Raw genomic sequence first — 16,165 nt, 5'->3', positions numbered from 1 at the left:
AGAAAATGCCAGAGGTAATTCACGTAGCTATCCCTAACTTGGGTGTCCAATCCAGCCAGCTACTAATGTTGTCAGACATAATGAGCCTGTCGGCCGCATCAGGGGCCCTAAGACATGGTGGAGCAAAACAATTAAAAAGTTATGTGCAGGAAGTGGTTTATATCATCATTTAAGTAACTGATTAAAATCAATACTTTTTGATTGTTTATTCCGCTATTATACCCATGATGCTAATGGGGATAAATGATGAAAAAACTACTATTAATTGCTGTTGTCATTGGATCTTTAACTGGATGTACCAGCGCTCCACCTCTGAATTTTTCTACACCAAGCGTAGGTGTTAGCCAAAAGAAAATTGATGCACAACTAAAATCACTCACGGTATCACTTGCTCGTCCAGATGAGCAGAAAGGTGATGTCACGGCGGGAATGGAGGTTATTACGCCAATTTGGCGCGATTCGTTACAAGAAGCGCTTGACCGCATGGCAATTTTTAAAGATAACTCCTCAAATACGGTTAGTCTTAACGTGAAAGTATTAGGGAAGGTGCGAATAAGCGGGGAAATTCTTCTCGGCTGACTCAGTCATTTCATTTCTTCATGTTTGAGCCGATTTTTTCTCCCGTAAATGCCTTGAATCAGCCTATTTAGACCGTTTCTTCGCCATTTAAGGCGTTATCCCCAGTTTTTAGTGAGATCTCTCCCACTGACGTATCATTTGGTCCGCCCGAAACAGGTTGGCCAGCGTGAATAACATCGCCAGTTGGTTATCGTTTTTCAGCAACCCCTTGTATCTGGCTTTCACGAAGCCGAACTGTCGCTTGATGATGCGAAATGGGTGCTCCACCTTGGCCCGGATGCTGGCTTTCATGTATTCGATGTTGATGGCCGTTTTGTTCTTGCGTGGATGCTGTTTCAAGGTTCTTACCTTGCCGGGGCGCTCGGCGATCAGCCAGTCCACATCCACCTCGGCCAGCTCCTCGCGCTGTGGCGCCCCTTGGTAGCCGGCATCGGCTGAGACAAATTGCTCCTCTCCATGCAGCAGATTACCCAGCTGATTGAGGTCATGCTCGTTGGCCGCGGTGGTGACTAGGCTGTGGGTCAGGCCACTCTTGGCATCGACACCAATGTGGGCCTTCATGCCAAAGTGCCACTGATTGCCTTTCTTGGTCTGATGCATCTCCGGATCGCGTTGCTGCTCTTTGTTCTTGGTCGAGCTGGGTGCCTCAATGATGGTGGCATCGACCAAGGTGCCTTGAGTCATCATGACGCCTGCTTCGGCCAGCCAGCGATTGATGGTCTTGAACAATTGGCGGGCCAGTTGATGCTGCTCCAGCAGGTGGCGGAAATTCATGATGGTGGTGCGGTCAGGCAAGGCGCTATCCAGGGATAACCGGGCAAACCGACGCATGGAGGCGATTTCGTACAGAGCATCTTCCATCGCGCCATCGCTCAGGTTGTACCAATGCTGCATGCAGTGAATGCGTAGCATGGTTTCCAGCGGATAAGGTCGCCGGCCATTACCAGCCTTGGGGTAAAACGGCTCGATGACTTCCACCATGTTTTGCCATGGCAGAATCTGCTCCATACGGGACAAGAAAATCTCTTTTCTGGTCTGACGGCGCTTACTGCTGAATTCACTGTCGGCGAAGGTAAGTTGATGACTCATGATGAACCCTGTTCCATGGCTCCAGATGACAAACATGATCTCATATCAGGGACTTGTTCGCACCTTCCTTAGCGCTGGATGTCCCGAGCTTTGGGATGTCGATGACAACGAAAGCTGTTGCGCGCTATGAAATTATTAACCGCTCTAATGGCGATATTATCTACACGCAAGATATTGAATCTACCGGAACTGTACCTGCGTCATATGCCTTCGTGGGAGTTGTTCGTGCCCGTGAGTCAATTAACCGCGCAGTGCAAAACAATATTACACAATTCTTGCAGGCGTTAGAGAGTATTGACCTTACCCGTCCAATGTTCCCTTCCCGGGTAGATAAATGAAAACGGCCGCTTTAATCGCAGTGCTCACTTTGTTGTCAGGGTGCGCACAGGAGATTTCTCCTAATAGCTATTCCGTTGGTTCGGTGGGTATGGTTAATCGTTCTATTGCTGGAACGATCATTAGCGCTCGGCCTGTTGATATTCGTGGCACCTCCGCATTAGGAGGTGCCGCTGGTACAGCCGCAGGAGCAGCAGCTGGTTCAGCAATTGGTGGCGGCACTCGCGCCAATATCGTGGGTGCTATTGGTGGAGCTGTTGTAGGAGGTCTCACTGGCGCAGCACTTGAAGCCTCTGCGACTAAACAGACGGGGATGGAATATGTTATCGAAACTGAAAACGGTAATCTAATGACAGTCGTTCAAGGCAATGCACCTTTATTTGTAGAAGGTAAAAAGGTTCTCGTTTTATACGGTAGCCCCTCACGTATCATTGCCGATCCCAGGCATTGATGCAGGAAGGAGATTGAAATAGTAGCCGGGCGCAGAGCCCGCCCTAAACCACCTCCTGGGGAGGTGGTTGATTTCATTCTGGACGATGAGTTCTGGTCTGCACGGCTGATTACCACATCAAATCGTCGGGCACTTTAAAATCAGCATACGGATCATCTTCATCCTGCTCTTCCTGACTCAGCGCGCTGTTTAAAACAATACTGTTCGCATCTCGCTGCGCGATTTTATCGGCCACGATCGCGGGGATAATTGCGTATTCACTCTCGCCACTGCCATCAATAACCAAACGCGCGATGGCGAGACGGCCGTTAATCAGCTGAGTTTGCGTTGTCTTATCCACAACAACTTTTTTAATTAAGTTGTTATCCGTGAAGTTAAAATCAATATTGCCTTTTGCAATGACGATTTTGTTCATTTCAATGAGCTGCTTCACCTGAGCTTTATACTCTTTAGATAAAACAACTTGTTTTTGTTGTTCGCTTAGCTGTTTATCACGCTCAAGCTGCGCTTTTTTATTTTCTTCCACAGCCTCTCTTGCTTCGCGAGCCTGAACTCGTGATTTCTTCGCTGTTCTCTGGACTTTAGCCATCTTTTTGCTGGTGACTAGTCCTGCTTTTAGCATCTGCTCTTGTAAGGTGAGTTTTGTCATCTTCGCTTCTAATCCCGTTGAAAAATTTTTGCGATTATACCTGTAATTTTAGCTGATGTGTCAGTGCGAGGGGATGACGTTGCGATACGGTCAGATCGAGGTGGACCTGGTGAATCATCCAGTACAGACATGAAGTGCATAAAAAATCACATAAAGTGGTTTATTTTTGTTATAAATGCATCTTTGTCGGTTTTTTATGGAGAGCGAAGATGATTGTCAGAACCTGGCACGGCTGTGTTCCTGTTGATTTTGGTGAAGCGTTTGCAGACCATTTGCAGGCAACCGGCGTGCAACATTCGGCGGGTATCCCTGGAAACGCGGGAGCGTTTGTCAGGCGAGAAACTCAGGGAGAATGGGAACATTTCTTTCTGGCGACTTACTGGGAGGATCTGGATGCGGTCAAAGCGTTCGCGGGTGAGAATTACCATGTGGCGGTAACCTACCCTGATGATGAGCAATTCCAGCTCCTGTCCGATCCCTATGTCTTTCAGTTTGATGTGGCGAACGTCGTGGCGATTTGAGTGGGGTAAAGCACAAAAAATTAAGGCCCGAAGGCCTTAATCTTACTTACGTCCAGCCAGTAAACCAATGACCAGCCCGATGGCACCGGCGGCCAGCAATCCGGTAAGCGGGTTTTCTTTGACTCGCTCCGAAACTTCGGAGACCGCATCTGACGCCTGGGCGGCGTATTTACGCGCTGCGCCTTTCAACTGATGCTTAGGCGAATCTACCGCATCACCAAATTGCTGTTGGGCTTCCCCGGCAATTTCGTTGACTTTGTTACCGACCTTGTCCGCCAGATTTTGCGCGTCGTTTTCATAATCTTGTGATGACATGTGATTCTCCTTTCGTTTGACTCATCTAAGTCTAGTGGCTGACGGAAGAAGTTCAAATGCACAGGCCGCTGCGGCTGTATTCCAGGATTTTTCCAAAGACCGGATGAGTTACACGCTGCCGTGCTTTTTCAATACGCCTTTGTCGTCAAAGATAAACATAATCGACTGCCCAAGTCCGTTCTGAAGGGCGACGCCATCGGCGTTGGTTTTATATAGTGCTGCACCTGTCGAAAGGAGCACTAGAGAGATTTTTTCATTACATAACCCTGGTTGTTGTTTTCCGCTTCAGTACAGGAAACAACCTCGCCATAAAGCCTTCGCCAGAATTAGTGGTTTTCCTGATATTTCAATTGATTGAGACTATTCTGAGTAATAAAATCCACATAACTTGCTTTCTTCCAAAGCGACGACTGATAAATAAGAGCTATTGAGATTCACAATTCCTCTTTTTTCCTTCATCATTTGTCAGCTTTTGCTACTAATAATCAGCGTTTAGCTCAGCATAAGAAATTTATTTTTTTACTCAAGGTCGGTATGAACTATAAGAATGTACTGAAGGTTGCGTTACTGCTTGCTCCCGTGGCGTTGCTGAATCTGTCCACGCCTGCCTGGGGTGCGGACGCGGCGAAAACAACAACCTGTCAGAAAGCGCCGCCTGCGGTGGACAAAGAGGGCGTGCCGCTACCGCCCGTTGTCGGAAAAGAGGGGGCTCGGCCTGCTCCGGCAAATGGCAAACCAGGTCATGACGGCCCCGCTGCAAACTGTCAGCCAGTGGCTATCGAAAACTAATCATTGACCTCAACCCGGGAGGGACATGGTGCACCCGTTAATTAAGGTCATGCTGGTAGGGGGTAAAGGAGATGGCCTGCTGGTCAGCGTCGCCGATACCGCGACAGAAGTTTCCGTCACGCCGGCGCAGTACGGCGCAAAATCCGGTCAGCCGCTGAGCTATCGGATTGTGTCGCAAACTATCGATGATGAGCGCTACTTTTTCGGCGTTTTCAGTGAGAGCCATGAGGATACGGATAAACTCAAGAGAGTGGCGTTGACTCGCGGCATGAAAAAGCTCTTCAGTTGATCCGATGCCGGACGGCTATCTGTCGTCCGGTCGGGCCATGTTTCGTTTTCCTCCCGCCTCCGATACAGTATAGCGATACGCCTTTGCACGCTTCGGAAACGCTATGATTAACCACATCCGCATTAAAAACTTCAGATCGGTCAGGGATATCGAGCTGGAGCTGGGTGCGCTGAACATTGTTTTCGGCCCCAACGGCTGCGGCAAGTCCAATATCTACAAAGCTATTCATCTGCTAACCGCCTCCGCTGACGGACAATTTTCCGGCTATATCAGTGATGAGGGCGGCCTGGAAAATATTATGTGGTCAGGGCCGAGTGCGCCAACGGACCGCTTTCCGCGACGGTTGCAGCTTGCCTGTCTGACCGATGAGTTCGACTATGAGTTGCAGGTTGGCTTTCCGGAAAAACTGCCTTATCCGACCCAGTTTGTGCTGGACCCGATTGTCAAAGAGGAGTCTATCTGGCTGGCGGGCTTTTCCCGACGACCTTCATCGCGTGTGCTACAGCGCAAAAATCAGGCCGCGTTTCTGGTAGATGTTAACGGCGAAAAAAGTACCTTCACCGATACTATTTATGAGAACGAATCCATCTTTGGTCAATTGGGTGAACCGCATCGCTTTCCGGAGGTCTCGCGGGTCAGGGAGACCATGCGACGCTGGCGTTTTTATCACGAGTTCAATATTGGCAGGCATTCGCCGCTACGCCAACCGGCGGTCGGCTACCGCTCGCCGGTGCTTGATAGCAATGGGCATAATCTTGCTGCCGCCTTTCAGACTATTGTGGAAATCGGCGCGGAGGAACTGCTGCATGAGATCCTCGCCGAGGCCTTTCCGCAATGCACATTCTATTGTGAGAATGAGAATTCACGTTTCTCAATGAAGATGCGGCGTAACGGTGTTTACCGGCCTTTACTGGCCTCCGAGATGTCAGACGGCACGCTGCGTTTCCTGTGCCTGGCGGTGGCGTTATTGAGCCCTCGTCCTCCGGCATTTCTGGCGATCAATGAGCCGGAAAACAGCCTGCACCACCAGATGTTTCCGGCTCTTGCCAGAATAATTGTTGAAGCGTCTCGCTATAGCCAAATCTGGTTGACCAGCCATTCTGCCGAGCTTTCCGAATTGATTTCCTCAATGGCCGACGCGCGAATTTATGCGCTGGAAAATAGCGATGGAGAGACGCGAATTATTGAGTAATATTGGCTATTTGCATTCTAAATGCCGCCGGGTTATTTCCGGCGGCATCTATTCTATGCCGCTGCCGGGAGCAGCGTTTTACTACCTTTCAGGGTAAATAGTGAGATAACCGTAAAGCTCAGGGTAATACAGCCGAGGATCAGATAAGCCTGATGGAAGCCAACGGTATCGTACATCCGTCCAACCCACGCTGACAGCACAACGCCTGAAAGCTGTTTCGATAAATTAAAACCAATCAGGAACAGCGTGGCAGAGAGTTTTGGGTTAAAGGCCGACGAGATATATTTAAAGGTGCCCACCAGCAGGAACGGAACTTCAAACATATGCAGCATTTTTAAGATAACCACTTCCACTGCCGAGGTAGCAAAAGACGATCCTAAAATACGCACTGACATAATCAATCCGGCGGTCAGCAGGGCATTCTTGGCACCAATTCGGTTAACAATAGCCGGTGCGCAGAACATGATTAGTGCATTAAGTAGCTCCCCGCCAGTGGTGACGAAGCCAAAGATTTCGGTCCCACGTTGCGGGCTGGAGAAGAAGCCTTTAAAGAAGTTGGCGAACTGCTGGTCGAAGACGTCATAGACGCTGGCGACGCCAACGACATAAATGATGAAGCCCCAGAAACGTGGCATCCGCAGCAGCTCCGCGGCGGTGCGCATGGAGAAGGCCTGGCGATTAGCACCCAGCGCGTCGATAACCTCAGCGCTATTGCTGCTTTCCGGTTTTGATACCCACAGCAGCACGCCAAGGATCAGCGCAAAACCGGAGGCGATCCAGAAAGTAATATTGGGATCAATACCAAATAAAATGCCGGTGATTGATGCGCATAGCGCCCAGCCGATACAGCCGGAAACGCGAACCTTACCGTATTCAAAACGGTTAGCGCGGCTGACACGTTCAATATAGGCTTCTACTGCCCCGGAGCCGCTGGAGAACACGATCCCCAGGTAAATCCCGCCCGCCAGCGCGCCCGCGATGATATTTATCTGCAATAGCGGTGAGAGGACGAAAATAAAGAATGGCGCGAACAGGATTAATAAAACTGTGATGGTCCACAGCAGATGCTTGCGTAGCCCAAGCTTATCTGAAATCAAGCCAAATATGGGCTGGAAGATAATGGCGAAGAGCGAAATTGAGGAGAAGACGATCCCCGTTTCGGTTTTGGTTAAATGGTTAACTTCCGCCAGCCACACCGGGAAAAAGGGAAAGTAAGCCGACATAATGAAATAGTAGAAGAAAAAGAACAGCATAAAGTAAAAGAAGTTATGCCGTTCTCGGGGCGCGAGTTCAGAGAGTTTCATTGTGAATATTCCATCTTATTATGCCTGTAAGGTTGGGGGCTTTCGCCCCCGATTATTATTGGAAGTGAATCGTTAACTGATATTGCCATTGTGTCTCAAGCAGCAGCCATTGCTGTAGTACGCTTGGCGTCCATGAGTCATCGCCGCCGATGCCCATATGCTGGCCATCGAGGGTGATCCAGATGCCGTCTTCCGGCTTCATCCAGTGCCAGTGGTCCGTTTCTGTTAACTGCGCGGTACTGTAGGGCTGTACTGAGAAGTGGAAGTTACCCGCCACATGCCAGCGACCCCAGTCCAGCGCCTTGTTATCACAACGCAGACCGTTTTCGGTTGGGAAAATATACGCTGTGCTCATCTCTTCCAGCGGCAGCTGCCAGCGGGAGAAACAGGCGCTGGCGCGGCGATCCGGGTAGTTCTCATGCGGGCCGTAACCCAGCCAGGAGACCGGCTGATGCTGGTCCGGGACCTGGAAATTCAGCCCGACGCGCGGCAGCGGCGGCAGGGTGCCAGCGCGTTCGCCATCAACCGCCAGATGCAGCTTACCCTCAGCATCAAACGTCATCCGCCAGTGGCTGACGATCACCACTTCTTCGCCGCGCAAATAGTGCCAGCGGCTATCGATCACCACTTGATGGGCCAGACTTTGTGCCTCGCACAGCACGCAGCGGGCGCTAAGATTGTAGAGACCGGCGCTTTTCCAGCGTTCAACCCAGGCGTTAGGATCGATGCGTTCCACTTCGCTAACGCCAATATCGTTATCCAGCGGTGCGCGCACGAACTGGTCACGCAGCGGCGTCAGTAGCTGTTCCACGCCGTCTACCTGCCAGTGGCTCAGCAGACCGCTTTCCCGGTCGATAGTCCATTGTTGCGATCCACTGCGTACAGTCCAGGCGCGGTCGCTGCTGCCCAGCGTTGGCGCAGCACCCTCAGAAGCAGGAGCGCGTAAGGCCAGCGGTGCGGCGAGTGGGAATTGCTGCCAGGCGACGCGATGACCGGCGTCGGACCAGACGGTGGCCTGCGGCTGGACCACTTCCAGCGTCAGCCACACTTCTTCAGCACCGGCAGGCAGCACCAGGTTCTCGCATAGTGTCAGCTCGCTCTGGCCTTCGGGCGCAAGATCGAGCTTCATGCTGCCCTCGGCAAAGGTTTCACCTGCCGCCTGAACCTGCCAGCGCAGCTCTTCGTTATCGGTAGTGCGGAACAGATATTCGCTGCTGATACTGATACGCAGCGGGCTTTGCGCCAGCAGGGTAAACTGGAAAAACTGCTGTGCATGTTTAGCTTCAATTAATGAAGGGTGCGGGCGGCGATCCGGGAACACCAGACCGTTCATACAGAACTGGCGATCGTTCGGTTTATCGCCAAAATCGCCGCCGTAGGCCCAGCCCACGCTGCCGTCGTCGAAGGTTTTGCTAATGGCCTGATCGGCCCAGTCCCAGATAAAACCGCCCTGTAGGCGCGGGTAGTCGCGAAACGCCTGCCAGTAATCGGCAAAGTTACCCAGGCTGTTGCCCATCGCGTGGGCGTACTCGCAGAGGATCAGCGGACGCTGCTCGCCCGGTAGGCTGATCCATTTTTTGATCCCCCATTTGGGCACAGTTGGAATCAACTGGTCACGCTCAACGCGGGCGTACATCGGGCAGATAATATCGGTTGTGCTACTGTCGGCGCCGCCGCCTTCATATTGTACCGGGCGTGAGGGATCGTTGCGTTTCAGCCAGTGATACATCGCTTCGTGGTTGCTGCCGCCGCCGGATTCATTTCCCAGCGACCAGATAATAATTGACGGATGGTTACGATTGCTTTGCAGCATCCGGCTGACGCGGGCGCTGTAGGCCGGCAGCCAGGACGGATCGTCGGAAAGGCGATTCATCGGCACCATGCCGTGGGTTTCGATATTGGCTTCGTCGACCACGTACAGGCCGTAGCGGTTGCATAACTCATACCAGCGCGGAGCGTTAGGGTAGTGGGAGCAGCGCGCGGCGTTAAAGTTATTCTGCTTCATCAGCAGAATGTCCTGCACCATGTCCTCTTCGGTCACCACCTGGCCGCGCTGGTGGTGGTGCTCGTGGCGGTTGACGCCGCGAATGAGCAGCGCTTTGCCGTTCAGCAGCAGCAGACCGTTATTGATTTCGACACGACGAAAACCGATATCCCAGGCTTCAGCTTCAATCAGCTCATCGCCGCGCCACAGCGATACGACCGCCCGGTAGCAGTTCGGCGTCTCCGCGCTCCACAGCGCCGGGCGTTCAACCTGCAGACGGATCGCCGCGCGCTCGGCGTAGTTTCCGCGCTCATCAATCACCGGCGAGCCCGGCAATTGCTGGTGGCTGGCGACCAGGCGAGCGCCATCCCACAGTTCAACCTTCACCGTCAGATCTTCCAGTTGCTGTACCGGCGCAGCGACGCTTAAATTGACCAGCAGCTCGGCATCGCGATACAACGCATCCAACTGCGGAGTGAGCTGAACATCGCTGAGGTGCAGCGCCGGTTTATGTAACAGCCACACTGAGCGGAATATCCCACTCATGCGCCACATATCCTGATCTTCAAGCCAGGTTCCCGCGCTCCAGCGCATCACCATGACGCAGATGCGGTTTTCGCCCGCCTGCAGATACGGGCTGAGATCGAAGGCGGCGGGCAGGCGACTGTCCTGCGAGTAACCGACCCATTTGCCGTTGCACCACAGATGAAACGCCGAGTTGACGCCATCGAAGATAATCTGCGTCTGACCTTCGACCTGCCAGTGTTCATCGACGCTAAAGGTCCGCGAGTAGCAGCCAGTGGGATTCTCGTCAGGGACGCGCGGCGGCGTCGTATCGATAGGGTAGCGGACGTTAGTATAGATAGGGGCGTCGTAGCCTTCCATTTGCCAGTTCGACGGTACCGGGGTACTGCGGCAGTCCGGCAGATCGTCATTGATCCAGCTGGCATCCACATCGAACGGGCTGCGAACGTAAGAAAACTGCCACTGACCATCAAGCAGACGACGGCTTGCCGAAGGCTGGTTATCCCGCGCTGCGCCGGTATCGCGCCAGCTGGCGAAAGTTGGGTGGGCCGCTAAGCGGTTGAGGTGAGTAATGGTCTGGTTTTGCCAGTCTTCCCGGGCAATTACTTCATTAAACGTCGGTCCTGCGGTAGAGATAGAGTTATGTTCTTGCATACACATACCTGACGGATAAGTGCGAAAATGTCATTCGCTAGACAAGAATGGTTTCGTTATCAGATATTTTCATTTAGGCCGCAATATTGGCGAAATTGAAACCTACTGGCGATCACGAAATGCCAGAAAAATGGCTGATTCTTGTCGTCTTTTAAACATAAAATGTTAGCGGGCGACATTTAGGTTTTCAGGCAGAAGGAGCGGGCGATGCAGCGCCGTTTGGCAACGTTAGAAGATGTGGCCCGCGAGGCCGGGGTTTCTCAGCAGACGGTCTCTCGGGTACTGAATAATCCGGAGGTGGTTTCTGAACGAACCCGCGACAAAGTGATCCGCGCTATGCAGGCGTTGCACTATGTGCCGAACCGCTCTGCGCAGCTGCTGGCGGGAAAATCCGCGCCGTCGATTGGGCTCATTACCGCTTCGTTGACCCTGCACGCGCCTTCGCAAATCGCCGCGGCGGTAAAAAGTTATGCCGGTTCACATCAGCTGGAGGTGTCGATTGCGATGCCGGCGCAGATCGATTATTCGTCACTGCAGGCGCGGTTGAATGAGTTTCGTGCCCAGCACATTCGCGGAGCGATTATCAGCTTGCCGCTGGAAAGCAGCCTGGCGGAGCGGCTGGTAGAGGAGAACCCGGATATTTCCTGCCTGTTCCTTGACGTTTCGCCGGACACTGATGTGTGTTGCGTGCGCTTCGATCACCGCGACGGCTGCGGAGCCTGCGTGCGCCATCTGTGGGACTCAGGACATCGCGAGTTCGGATTACTCGCCGGGCCGGAGAGTTCGGTCTCGGCACGGATGCGCTTGAGCAGCTGGCGCGAGGCGCTACACCGGCTGGGGGTCAGCAATGCGGTGACGGTGTTTGGCGACTGGAGCGCAGCCAGCGGCTGGAATAAAACCTTTGAACTGCTGCATCAGCATCCCAGTATCAGCGCGATCGTGGTGGCAAACGATCAGATGGCGCTCGGGGTGCTGAGCGCTCTGGCGCAGCTTAATCGCACCGGCAGCCAGGCAATTTCCGTTACCGGCTACGATGATACGGCGGATAGCCTCTACTTCCAGCCACCGCTCACCACCGTCGCACAGGATTTTAATGTACTGGGAAGAAGGGCGGTCGAGCTGTTGATCCAACTGATGGCCTCCCCACAGTTAAGGATCCGCGAACTGCTCCCCACGCGGTTGATCATCCGCCACTCAACCTGGCCTTGCGCGGTTGAGGCGGAAGATGAAAAGGCGCAGTTAATCGCGCAAATAAAAACGCTGGTGGAAAAACTTTGAGCAACGGCTTCGTTTAGCTTTCATTGAAGAAACGTGTGATAGCGTAATGAAAAGACGTAGGCAGAGTGATTAATGCTCTGAACGTAAAAATAATCTATCCATGCAAGCATTGATTTACCGCCAATAACCTGGCGGTTTTTTTTGCCCGTTTTCTGGCCAACGGGCAAGAGTATATTTTATTTAATGCTGTGATTAGGTGATTGTTTGACCTTTTAGAAGCATAAATGCGCTGTTTTTCATGTCGGTGGTTAACAAATTCTCGAGGGTTATAGTTTTGTTAGTAGCATAAAATGCTGTCGAGATGGCTAGCTTCCCTGCGGCCAGTAATACTCATCAGGCAGCGCTCGCGCACCGAATATTGCCTGTCCGACCCGCACCACCGTTGCACCTTCCTCAATGGCGATTTCGAAATCACCGGACATCCCCATAGAAAGCTCTTGTGGCTGATAACCGCAGGGGGCAACTTCGCACAGACGATCCCGCAGAGATCGCAGGCGAATAAAACAGGCTCTGACGCGTTCGGCATCGGTGCTAAATTCAGCCAGCGTCATCAACCCGAGTACGTTGAGGTTTTCATAGTTTTTCAGCTGACATAAAAAGGATTCAACCTCGTCTGGCGCGAGCCCATATTTGCTGGCTTCGTTGGAAGTATTGACTTGCACAAAAACGTCAAGCGTACGCCCCTCAGTTTGCAGTCGACGGTCGAGGACCTCAGCAGTACGCAGATTATCAAGTGCCTGAAATTCACTGGCGAATTTGGCGACCAGCTTCGCTTTATTCGATTGCAGATGGCCGATAACCGACCATTTTAGTTCCGTGAGATCTGCCATCGCCTGCGATTTACTCCAGGCTTCCTGAACTTTGTTTTCTCCCAGCATTAAACAACCCGCTTGGTGCGCAAGGCGAATATGCGCTTCATCCATCGTTTTGCTGACCGGCAGGAGCCTGACCGTTGACGGGTCACGATGGCTACGCTGGCATGCCTCGTGTATGCGTCGTTGCACTGCCTGAAGATTCTCGCGGAAATCCTCAACGCTCTGCGCGCGCGGCCAGCGGTTGTGCATGTCATGCTGTGGTTGGGTGGTTGAGGAGGACGGGCCAGGCGCTTCTGTAAGAGGGTTCATGGTGATGTCTCCGGTGAGTCACTAGTGTTGTTGTCATGGGCCAAATTATGTTTTGTCATAGGCCAAATGATTTGCAGTATACCAACGACGAGGAAGTGAGTGAAATCTTTGTGAGGTTGGGCATAGATGCTCTACTCTGGATGCGGATAAACCGGGGGACAAAGTGATGATGAAACTGGTCGGAAAAGCGCATCTGGGGCAGGTGGACTGGCATGCAGTCGCGGCTATTATCGCCGCCGCAGGTCTTAATCAAAGGGACGTCGCATTAGTTGAGCGGGCCTTTCGCCACAGTACTTTTTGCTGGTTTGGTTATGAAAATGGTCAGCTGATTGCGGTGGCGAGAGCCATTAGCGATCTGACCTGGTGCAGCTATCTGGCGGATGTTGCGGTTGTTCCACGCTGCCAGGGAAAGGGATACGGGCAGCAGCTGATGCAGGTGGTCAGCAATGAGCTGAAGCCGTTTGGTAAAACCTTTATCTACTCGGTTGTGGATAAAATAGACTTCTATCGCCGCTTTGGTTTTGAGCTGCTCACGACGGGAATGGTATGCGCCAGCGAGGAGAACCTGATTCGCATGCGTGAGCAGGGGTATACACGAACTCACGATAACAATCTTTGAGATGTTTTGAAGCAATGGCAATCCGCTACGCAGTGGCAGCGTTCAGAACGGGGGAAAGTTGTCCAGCGCGTGGACGGGCAGTCGGTTATCAGCTCCACTCTGAATACCACTATTAATGGCGGCAGCTTCAAGGACAATCTGACAAATGCCCTGTTATCTAATATCGGTAACCAGATTAATGCCGAAGGGGCGGGATTGATTGGCGATAACGGCGAGATTCTCGACCTGCCGGACAGAGCCCTAAGCCATGCGGTGGTCGCGGGTATCAGCGCAGAACTTTTAATGGTGCGACTGGCATACGTTCAGTTATTCTTGAAAAAGCGATGAATTTTAATGGAGTGACATTGAAATGAAAAATATAGATGAGTTAATTTGTTCTCCGTTTGATGAGCAAGAAATAATATTTGAGGGTTACATTGTTTATCTGGATGATGGTGGTCTTTATGTTATTGGATTAGATTATGGTGAGGATTATACTAAAGCCCCATCATTGGCGGTGAAAAATAAAAGTCTATCTGATAATCTGGAGGCTAATGTCAGTTTGTATGGAGGGGGGAACTCTCGCTTATTCCATCATGTAAAGTTGATAGGTCTATTGAAAAAGGACCATGTGACTGGTAAACAAGGTATTCTGGTAAGAGAAATGAGTATAGAAGATAACGGGCAATGGATATCAATAGATGTGGATAAATATTATGAACCGAGGAGTGGCAAAGGTTCTAATTGGCATGACCTTTTTAATAACTAATGTTTCCCTTGGCCGTAGTTGAGAGAATATATTAAAAATGAATGACACATGTCTGGGGGGGGGAGTTAGATGCATTATTTAGCCGAAAAACAATATCAGGAAAGGAAAGAGGTTCTTCGAGGGGCTTCTACTACCATGTTATGGAAAAATATCGACCCAGAAAGTGTAGATGGTATCTATAAGCTAACTTATCAAGAAGAAAAAACGCTTTATATCTGGTTCATTTGGCGTTTATTGGAGGATGGTGAGATCAAACTTGCTCGCCGCGGGAAGTTTCTCCCAGGAAGCATCGACAAGCAGATCGAAGTTTTTGAAATGGCTTTTCCTAAAACTGAGGATGATATGAATTGTGATGCATTTGAGGGATTTTGGTTTCTAAGTGAAAATTGTCCGGCTGGAATTGTCTGGATTCATGAAAACGGCTATGAGGATTGGACTTAGATAATGATATTGGGGTTCTACGTCGGAACCCCAGATTTTTCTATTATCCCAGTTTAAGCCCAGCTACCAGCGCATCTATGTCAATAACCTCATTATTGATTTGGAAGTTATAATGCCCGTTCAGCAAAATGTGTTGCCAGGCCACTGGTGATAATATTTAATCCGGTTCTGGGCGCGCCGGAGTTGCGTTCCAACTGCGGATCGCGCAGATACTTTAGCGTATAGATTCGGCGGATCAGCCGGCCATATTCGAATAGTGCCAGCAGGGTTGCATTGGTCGTGGTGTACGAGCACAGTTTGCGGACCAGCATCCCCTGCGTTATTTATTTCAGCCCCAGAGTGGCGACGATGCTACCGAGATTACTTTTCTCGCGGATGATAAGGTTCCGGTCAATGTGTGCTGCGGGCTATTTTATATTCCGATAGATCTCTGGTGCGGTACAGCTCTAGCAGTTGCTTATTCAGAGCGGTAAAATAGGGCTCAAAGGCAGGCCAAACCATGCAGGATCGCAAAAATAGGGAACCCTCACTATATAAATCTATTGATCAAAAATGGGTCGTGGACATATAATGCAAATTATGTGGGCATTTATAAACCACTCCCAGTGAGAAAGTAAATAATTCCCTTGAGTTATCCCTCAAGGGAAACTACAAAAGGGATTATGTTATGGGAAAAAAAGATATATACTTAGACATCCTTCAGGGAAGTTTATTGCAAATAAGAAGCGTGTCCACTCATGGTGCTTTTTTTAGAGCAAGGGACAAGTCTGTATATTATGAATCTCAGCTTATACATGAGTTTTATTTACTGTTGAAGAATGATGATTTTAATGATTTGGATATTTGGTTTTTAAATAGAAATGCTCGCTGGTACCATGATGATTGTAGTGAAAAGAAAAGTTTTTTATACGAGCATCAATTAAAGAGAATTTCTTCGCTGTTCTCTTTGGTTCCGGAAGAAATGAGAGGTAAACTTGAATGGCACGGACCAGAGATCAAGTAGAATAAAGATATCCAGTTAAGGATATCAATTAAACTAGTACCCATAACTGATGGCTAAATTGTTATTTAACCAAGTGCTACAGAAAAACGACGGTTAAGAGTTTCACAAAGAAATAACGACGCTAACAAAAACGCCCCCTGGTGCATCAGCAGCAGGGGGCGTTTACGGGTGGGGATTATCGGCGTTCATCAGTCGTCCCATTTGTGGCTTAGATACGCGGCAAGAAATCCAAAGAACACAATGGTTCCCAGAACTGCCATAAATACATGCATATT

Annotated in this window: 21 protein-coding genes and 1 pseudogene; 13 read left to right on the top strand and 9 right to left on the bottom strand. The window is 50.8% G+C overall.

The annotated features are described in order from the left end of the window. Positions 1–243 precede the first annotated feature (243 nt). Positions 244–579 (top strand): hypothetical protein, encoded by a 336-nt coding sequence (locus HV127_RS23080; RefSeq protein ID WP_228727493.1) that lies wholly within the window; start codon positions 244–246, stop codon positions 577–579. Positions 580–687: 108 nt separating this feature from the next. Here the strand turns inward: HV127_RS23080 and HV127_RS23075 are convergent, their stop codons facing one another. Continuing rightward, positions 688–1,668: an IS5-like element IS5 family transposase gene (locus HV127_RS23075; protein WP_042934497.1), complete on the bottom strand. Its 981-nt coding sequence runs from the start codon at positions 1,666–1,668 to the stop codon at positions 688–690. Positions 1,669–1,769: 101 nt separating this feature from the next. Between HV127_RS23075 and HV127_RS23070 the strand changes: the two genes are divergently transcribed. Together HV127_RS23070 and HV127_RS23065 are read left to right on the top strand one after the other, a co-directional pair. Then, positions 1,770–2,006: a UDP-N-acetylglucosamine acyltransferase gene (locus tag HV127_RS23070; RefSeq protein ID WP_228727492.1), complete on the top strand. Its 237-nt coding sequence runs from the start codon at positions 1,770–1,772 to the stop codon at positions 2,004–2,006. Beyond that, on the top strand, positions 2,003–2,455 hold the full coding sequence (locus tag HV127_RS23065) for a hypothetical protein (RefSeq protein WP_142514737.1): 453 nt from the start codon (positions 2,003–2,005) through the stop codon (positions 2,453–2,455). The genes HV127_RS23070 and HV127_RS23065 overlap by 4 nt, the downstream gene beginning before the upstream one ends. A gap of 109 nt (positions 2,456–2,564) precedes the next feature. Here the strand turns inward: HV127_RS23065 and HV127_RS23060 are convergent, their stop codons facing one another. Then, positions 2,565–3,104, bottom strand: a complete 540-nt coding sequence (locus HV127_RS23060; protein WP_182239048.1) for a DUF2058 domain-containing protein — start codon at positions 3,102–3,104, stop codon at positions 2,565–2,567. A gap of 209 nt (positions 3,105–3,313) precedes the next feature. Between HV127_RS23060 and HV127_RS23055 the strand changes: the two genes are divergently transcribed. Further along, positions 3,314–3,625 (top strand): hypothetical protein, encoded by a 312-nt coding sequence (locus tag HV127_RS23055; protein WP_110274103.1) that lies wholly within the window; start codon positions 3,314–3,316, stop codon positions 3,623–3,625. A gap of 42 nt (positions 3,626–3,667) precedes the next feature. Here HV127_RS23055 and HV127_RS23050 read toward each other — a convergent pair whose 3' ends face one another. Beyond that, a complete protein-coding gene (locus tag HV127_RS23050) occupies positions 3,668–3,940 on the bottom strand; it encodes a DUF883 family protein (protein ID WP_110274104.1) in 273 nt (90 codons plus the stop codon). A gap of 108 nt (positions 3,941–4,048) precedes the next feature. After that, positions 4,049–4,180: a hypothetical protein gene (locus HV127_RS32045; protein WP_275944524.1), complete on the bottom strand. Its 132-nt coding sequence runs from the start codon at positions 4,178–4,180 to the stop codon at positions 4,049–4,051. A gap of 294 nt (positions 4,181–4,474) precedes the next feature. Here HV127_RS32045 and HV127_RS23045 point away from each other — a divergent pair, with 294 nt between their 5' ends. The 3 genes from HV127_RS23045 to HV127_RS23035 all read left to right on the top strand — a co-directional run bounded on the left by HV127_RS23045 (position 4,475) and on the right by HV127_RS23035 (position 6,210). After that, positions 4,475–4,729 carry a hypothetical protein gene (locus HV127_RS23045; protein WP_182239046.1) on the top strand — a complete coding sequence of 85 codons (255 nt, stop codon included), beginning with the start codon at positions 4,475–4,477 and terminating at the stop codon, positions 4,727–4,729. A gap of 28 nt (positions 4,730–4,757) precedes the next feature. Next, complete coding sequence (locus HV127_RS23040; RefSeq protein WP_182240782.1) at positions 4,758–5,018, top strand: hypothetical protein; 261 nt, start codon at positions 4,758–4,760, stop codon at positions 5,016–5,018. A gap of 103 nt (positions 5,019–5,121) precedes the next feature. Further along, a complete protein-coding gene (locus HV127_RS23035; protein ID WP_182239043.1) occupies positions 5,122–6,210 on the top strand; it encodes an AAA family ATPase in 1,089 nt (362 codons plus the stop codon). A 53-nt stretch (positions 6,211–6,263) separates the two neighbouring features. Here the strand turns inward: HV127_RS23035 and HV127_RS23030 are convergent, their stop codons facing one another. Together HV127_RS23030 and HV127_RS23025 are read right to left on the bottom strand one after the other, a co-directional pair. Then, on the bottom strand, positions 6,264–7,514 hold the full coding sequence (locus HV127_RS23030; protein WP_182239041.1) for an MFS transporter: 1,251 nt from the start codon (positions 7,512–7,514) through the stop codon (positions 6,264–6,266). A gap of 55 nt (positions 7,515–7,569) precedes the next feature. Further along, complete coding sequence (locus HV127_RS23025) at positions 7,570–10,677, bottom strand: beta-galactosidase (RefSeq protein WP_182239039.1); 3,108 nt, start codon at positions 10,675–10,677, stop codon at positions 7,570–7,572. A 207-nt stretch (positions 10,678–10,884) separates the two neighbouring features. On the opposite strand from HV127_RS23025, the gene HV127_RS23020 reads away from it, so the two are divergent. Beyond that, positions 10,885–11,955, top strand: a complete 1,071-nt coding sequence (locus HV127_RS23020; RefSeq protein WP_182239036.1) for a LacI family DNA-binding transcriptional regulator — start codon at positions 10,885–10,887, stop codon at positions 11,953–11,955. A 305-nt stretch (positions 11,956–12,260) separates the two neighbouring features. Here the strand turns inward: HV127_RS23020 and HV127_RS23015 are convergent, their stop codons facing one another. Continuing rightward, positions 12,261–13,079 carry a YggS family pyridoxal phosphate-dependent enzyme gene (locus tag HV127_RS23015; protein WP_228727491.1) on the bottom strand — a complete coding sequence of 273 codons (819 nt, stop codon included), beginning with the start codon at positions 13,077–13,079 and terminating at the stop codon, positions 12,261–12,263. Positions 13,080–13,245: 166 nt separating this feature from the next. Here HV127_RS23015 and HV127_RS23010 point away from each other — a divergent pair, with 166 nt between their 5' ends. From HV127_RS23010 to HV127_RS22995, 4 genes are all read left to right on the top strand, one after another. Beyond that, the gene (locus tag HV127_RS23010; RefSeq protein WP_182239034.1) at positions 13,246–13,698 is read left to right on the top strand and encodes a GNAT family N-acetyltransferase; all 453 of its coding nucleotides are present in this window, start codon (positions 13,246–13,248) and stop codon (positions 13,696–13,698) included. A gap of 6 nt (positions 13,699–13,704) precedes the next feature. Then, complete coding sequence (locus HV127_RS23005; RefSeq protein WP_182239032.1) at positions 13,705–14,025, top strand: DUF637 domain-containing protein; 321 nt, start codon at positions 13,705–13,707, stop codon at positions 14,023–14,025. Positions 14,026–14,047: 22 nt separating this feature from the next. Continuing rightward, positions 14,048–14,446, top strand: coding sequence for a hypothetical protein (locus HV127_RS23000; protein WP_182240901.1), 399 nt, complete (start codon positions 14,048–14,050; stop codon positions 14,444–14,446). Positions 14,447–14,581: 135 nt separating this feature from the next. Further along, a complete protein-coding gene (locus HV127_RS22995) occupies positions 14,582–14,887 on the top strand; it encodes a DUF596 domain-containing protein (protein ID WP_182240778.1) in 306 nt (101 codons plus the stop codon). Positions 14,888–14,930: 43 nt separating this feature from the next. Here HV127_RS22995 and HV127_RS22990 read toward each other — a convergent pair. Beyond that, positions 14,931–15,379, bottom strand: a pseudogene (locus HV127_RS22990) (Tn3 family transposase); the annotation flags it as partial. A gap of 175 nt (positions 15,380–15,554) precedes the next feature. Between HV127_RS22990 and HV127_RS22985 the strand changes: the two are divergent. After that, complete coding sequence (locus tag HV127_RS22985) at positions 15,555–15,890, top strand: hypothetical protein (RefSeq protein WP_182239031.1); 336 nt, start codon at positions 15,555–15,557, stop codon at positions 15,888–15,890. Between the two features lie 188 nt (positions 15,891–16,078). Here HV127_RS22985 and mgtS read toward each other — a convergent pair whose 3' ends face one another. After that, complete coding sequence (mgtS, locus tag HV127_RS22980; RefSeq protein WP_148676219.1) at positions 16,079–16,162, bottom strand: protein MgtS; 84 nt, start codon at positions 16,160–16,162, stop codon at positions 16,079–16,081. Positions 16,163–16,165 lie beyond the last annotated feature (3 nt).

Origin of the sequence: Klebsiella sp. RHBSTW-00215, assembly GCF_014103785.1 — a bacterium.
In the GTDB taxonomy this organism is placed as follows: Bacteria; Pseudomonadota; Gammaproteobacteria; order Enterobacterales; family Enterobacteriaceae; genus Klebsiella.
The sequence above is the reverse complement of the archived record's forward strand: the minus strand, read 5'-3'. Positions and strand labels throughout refer to the sequence as shown.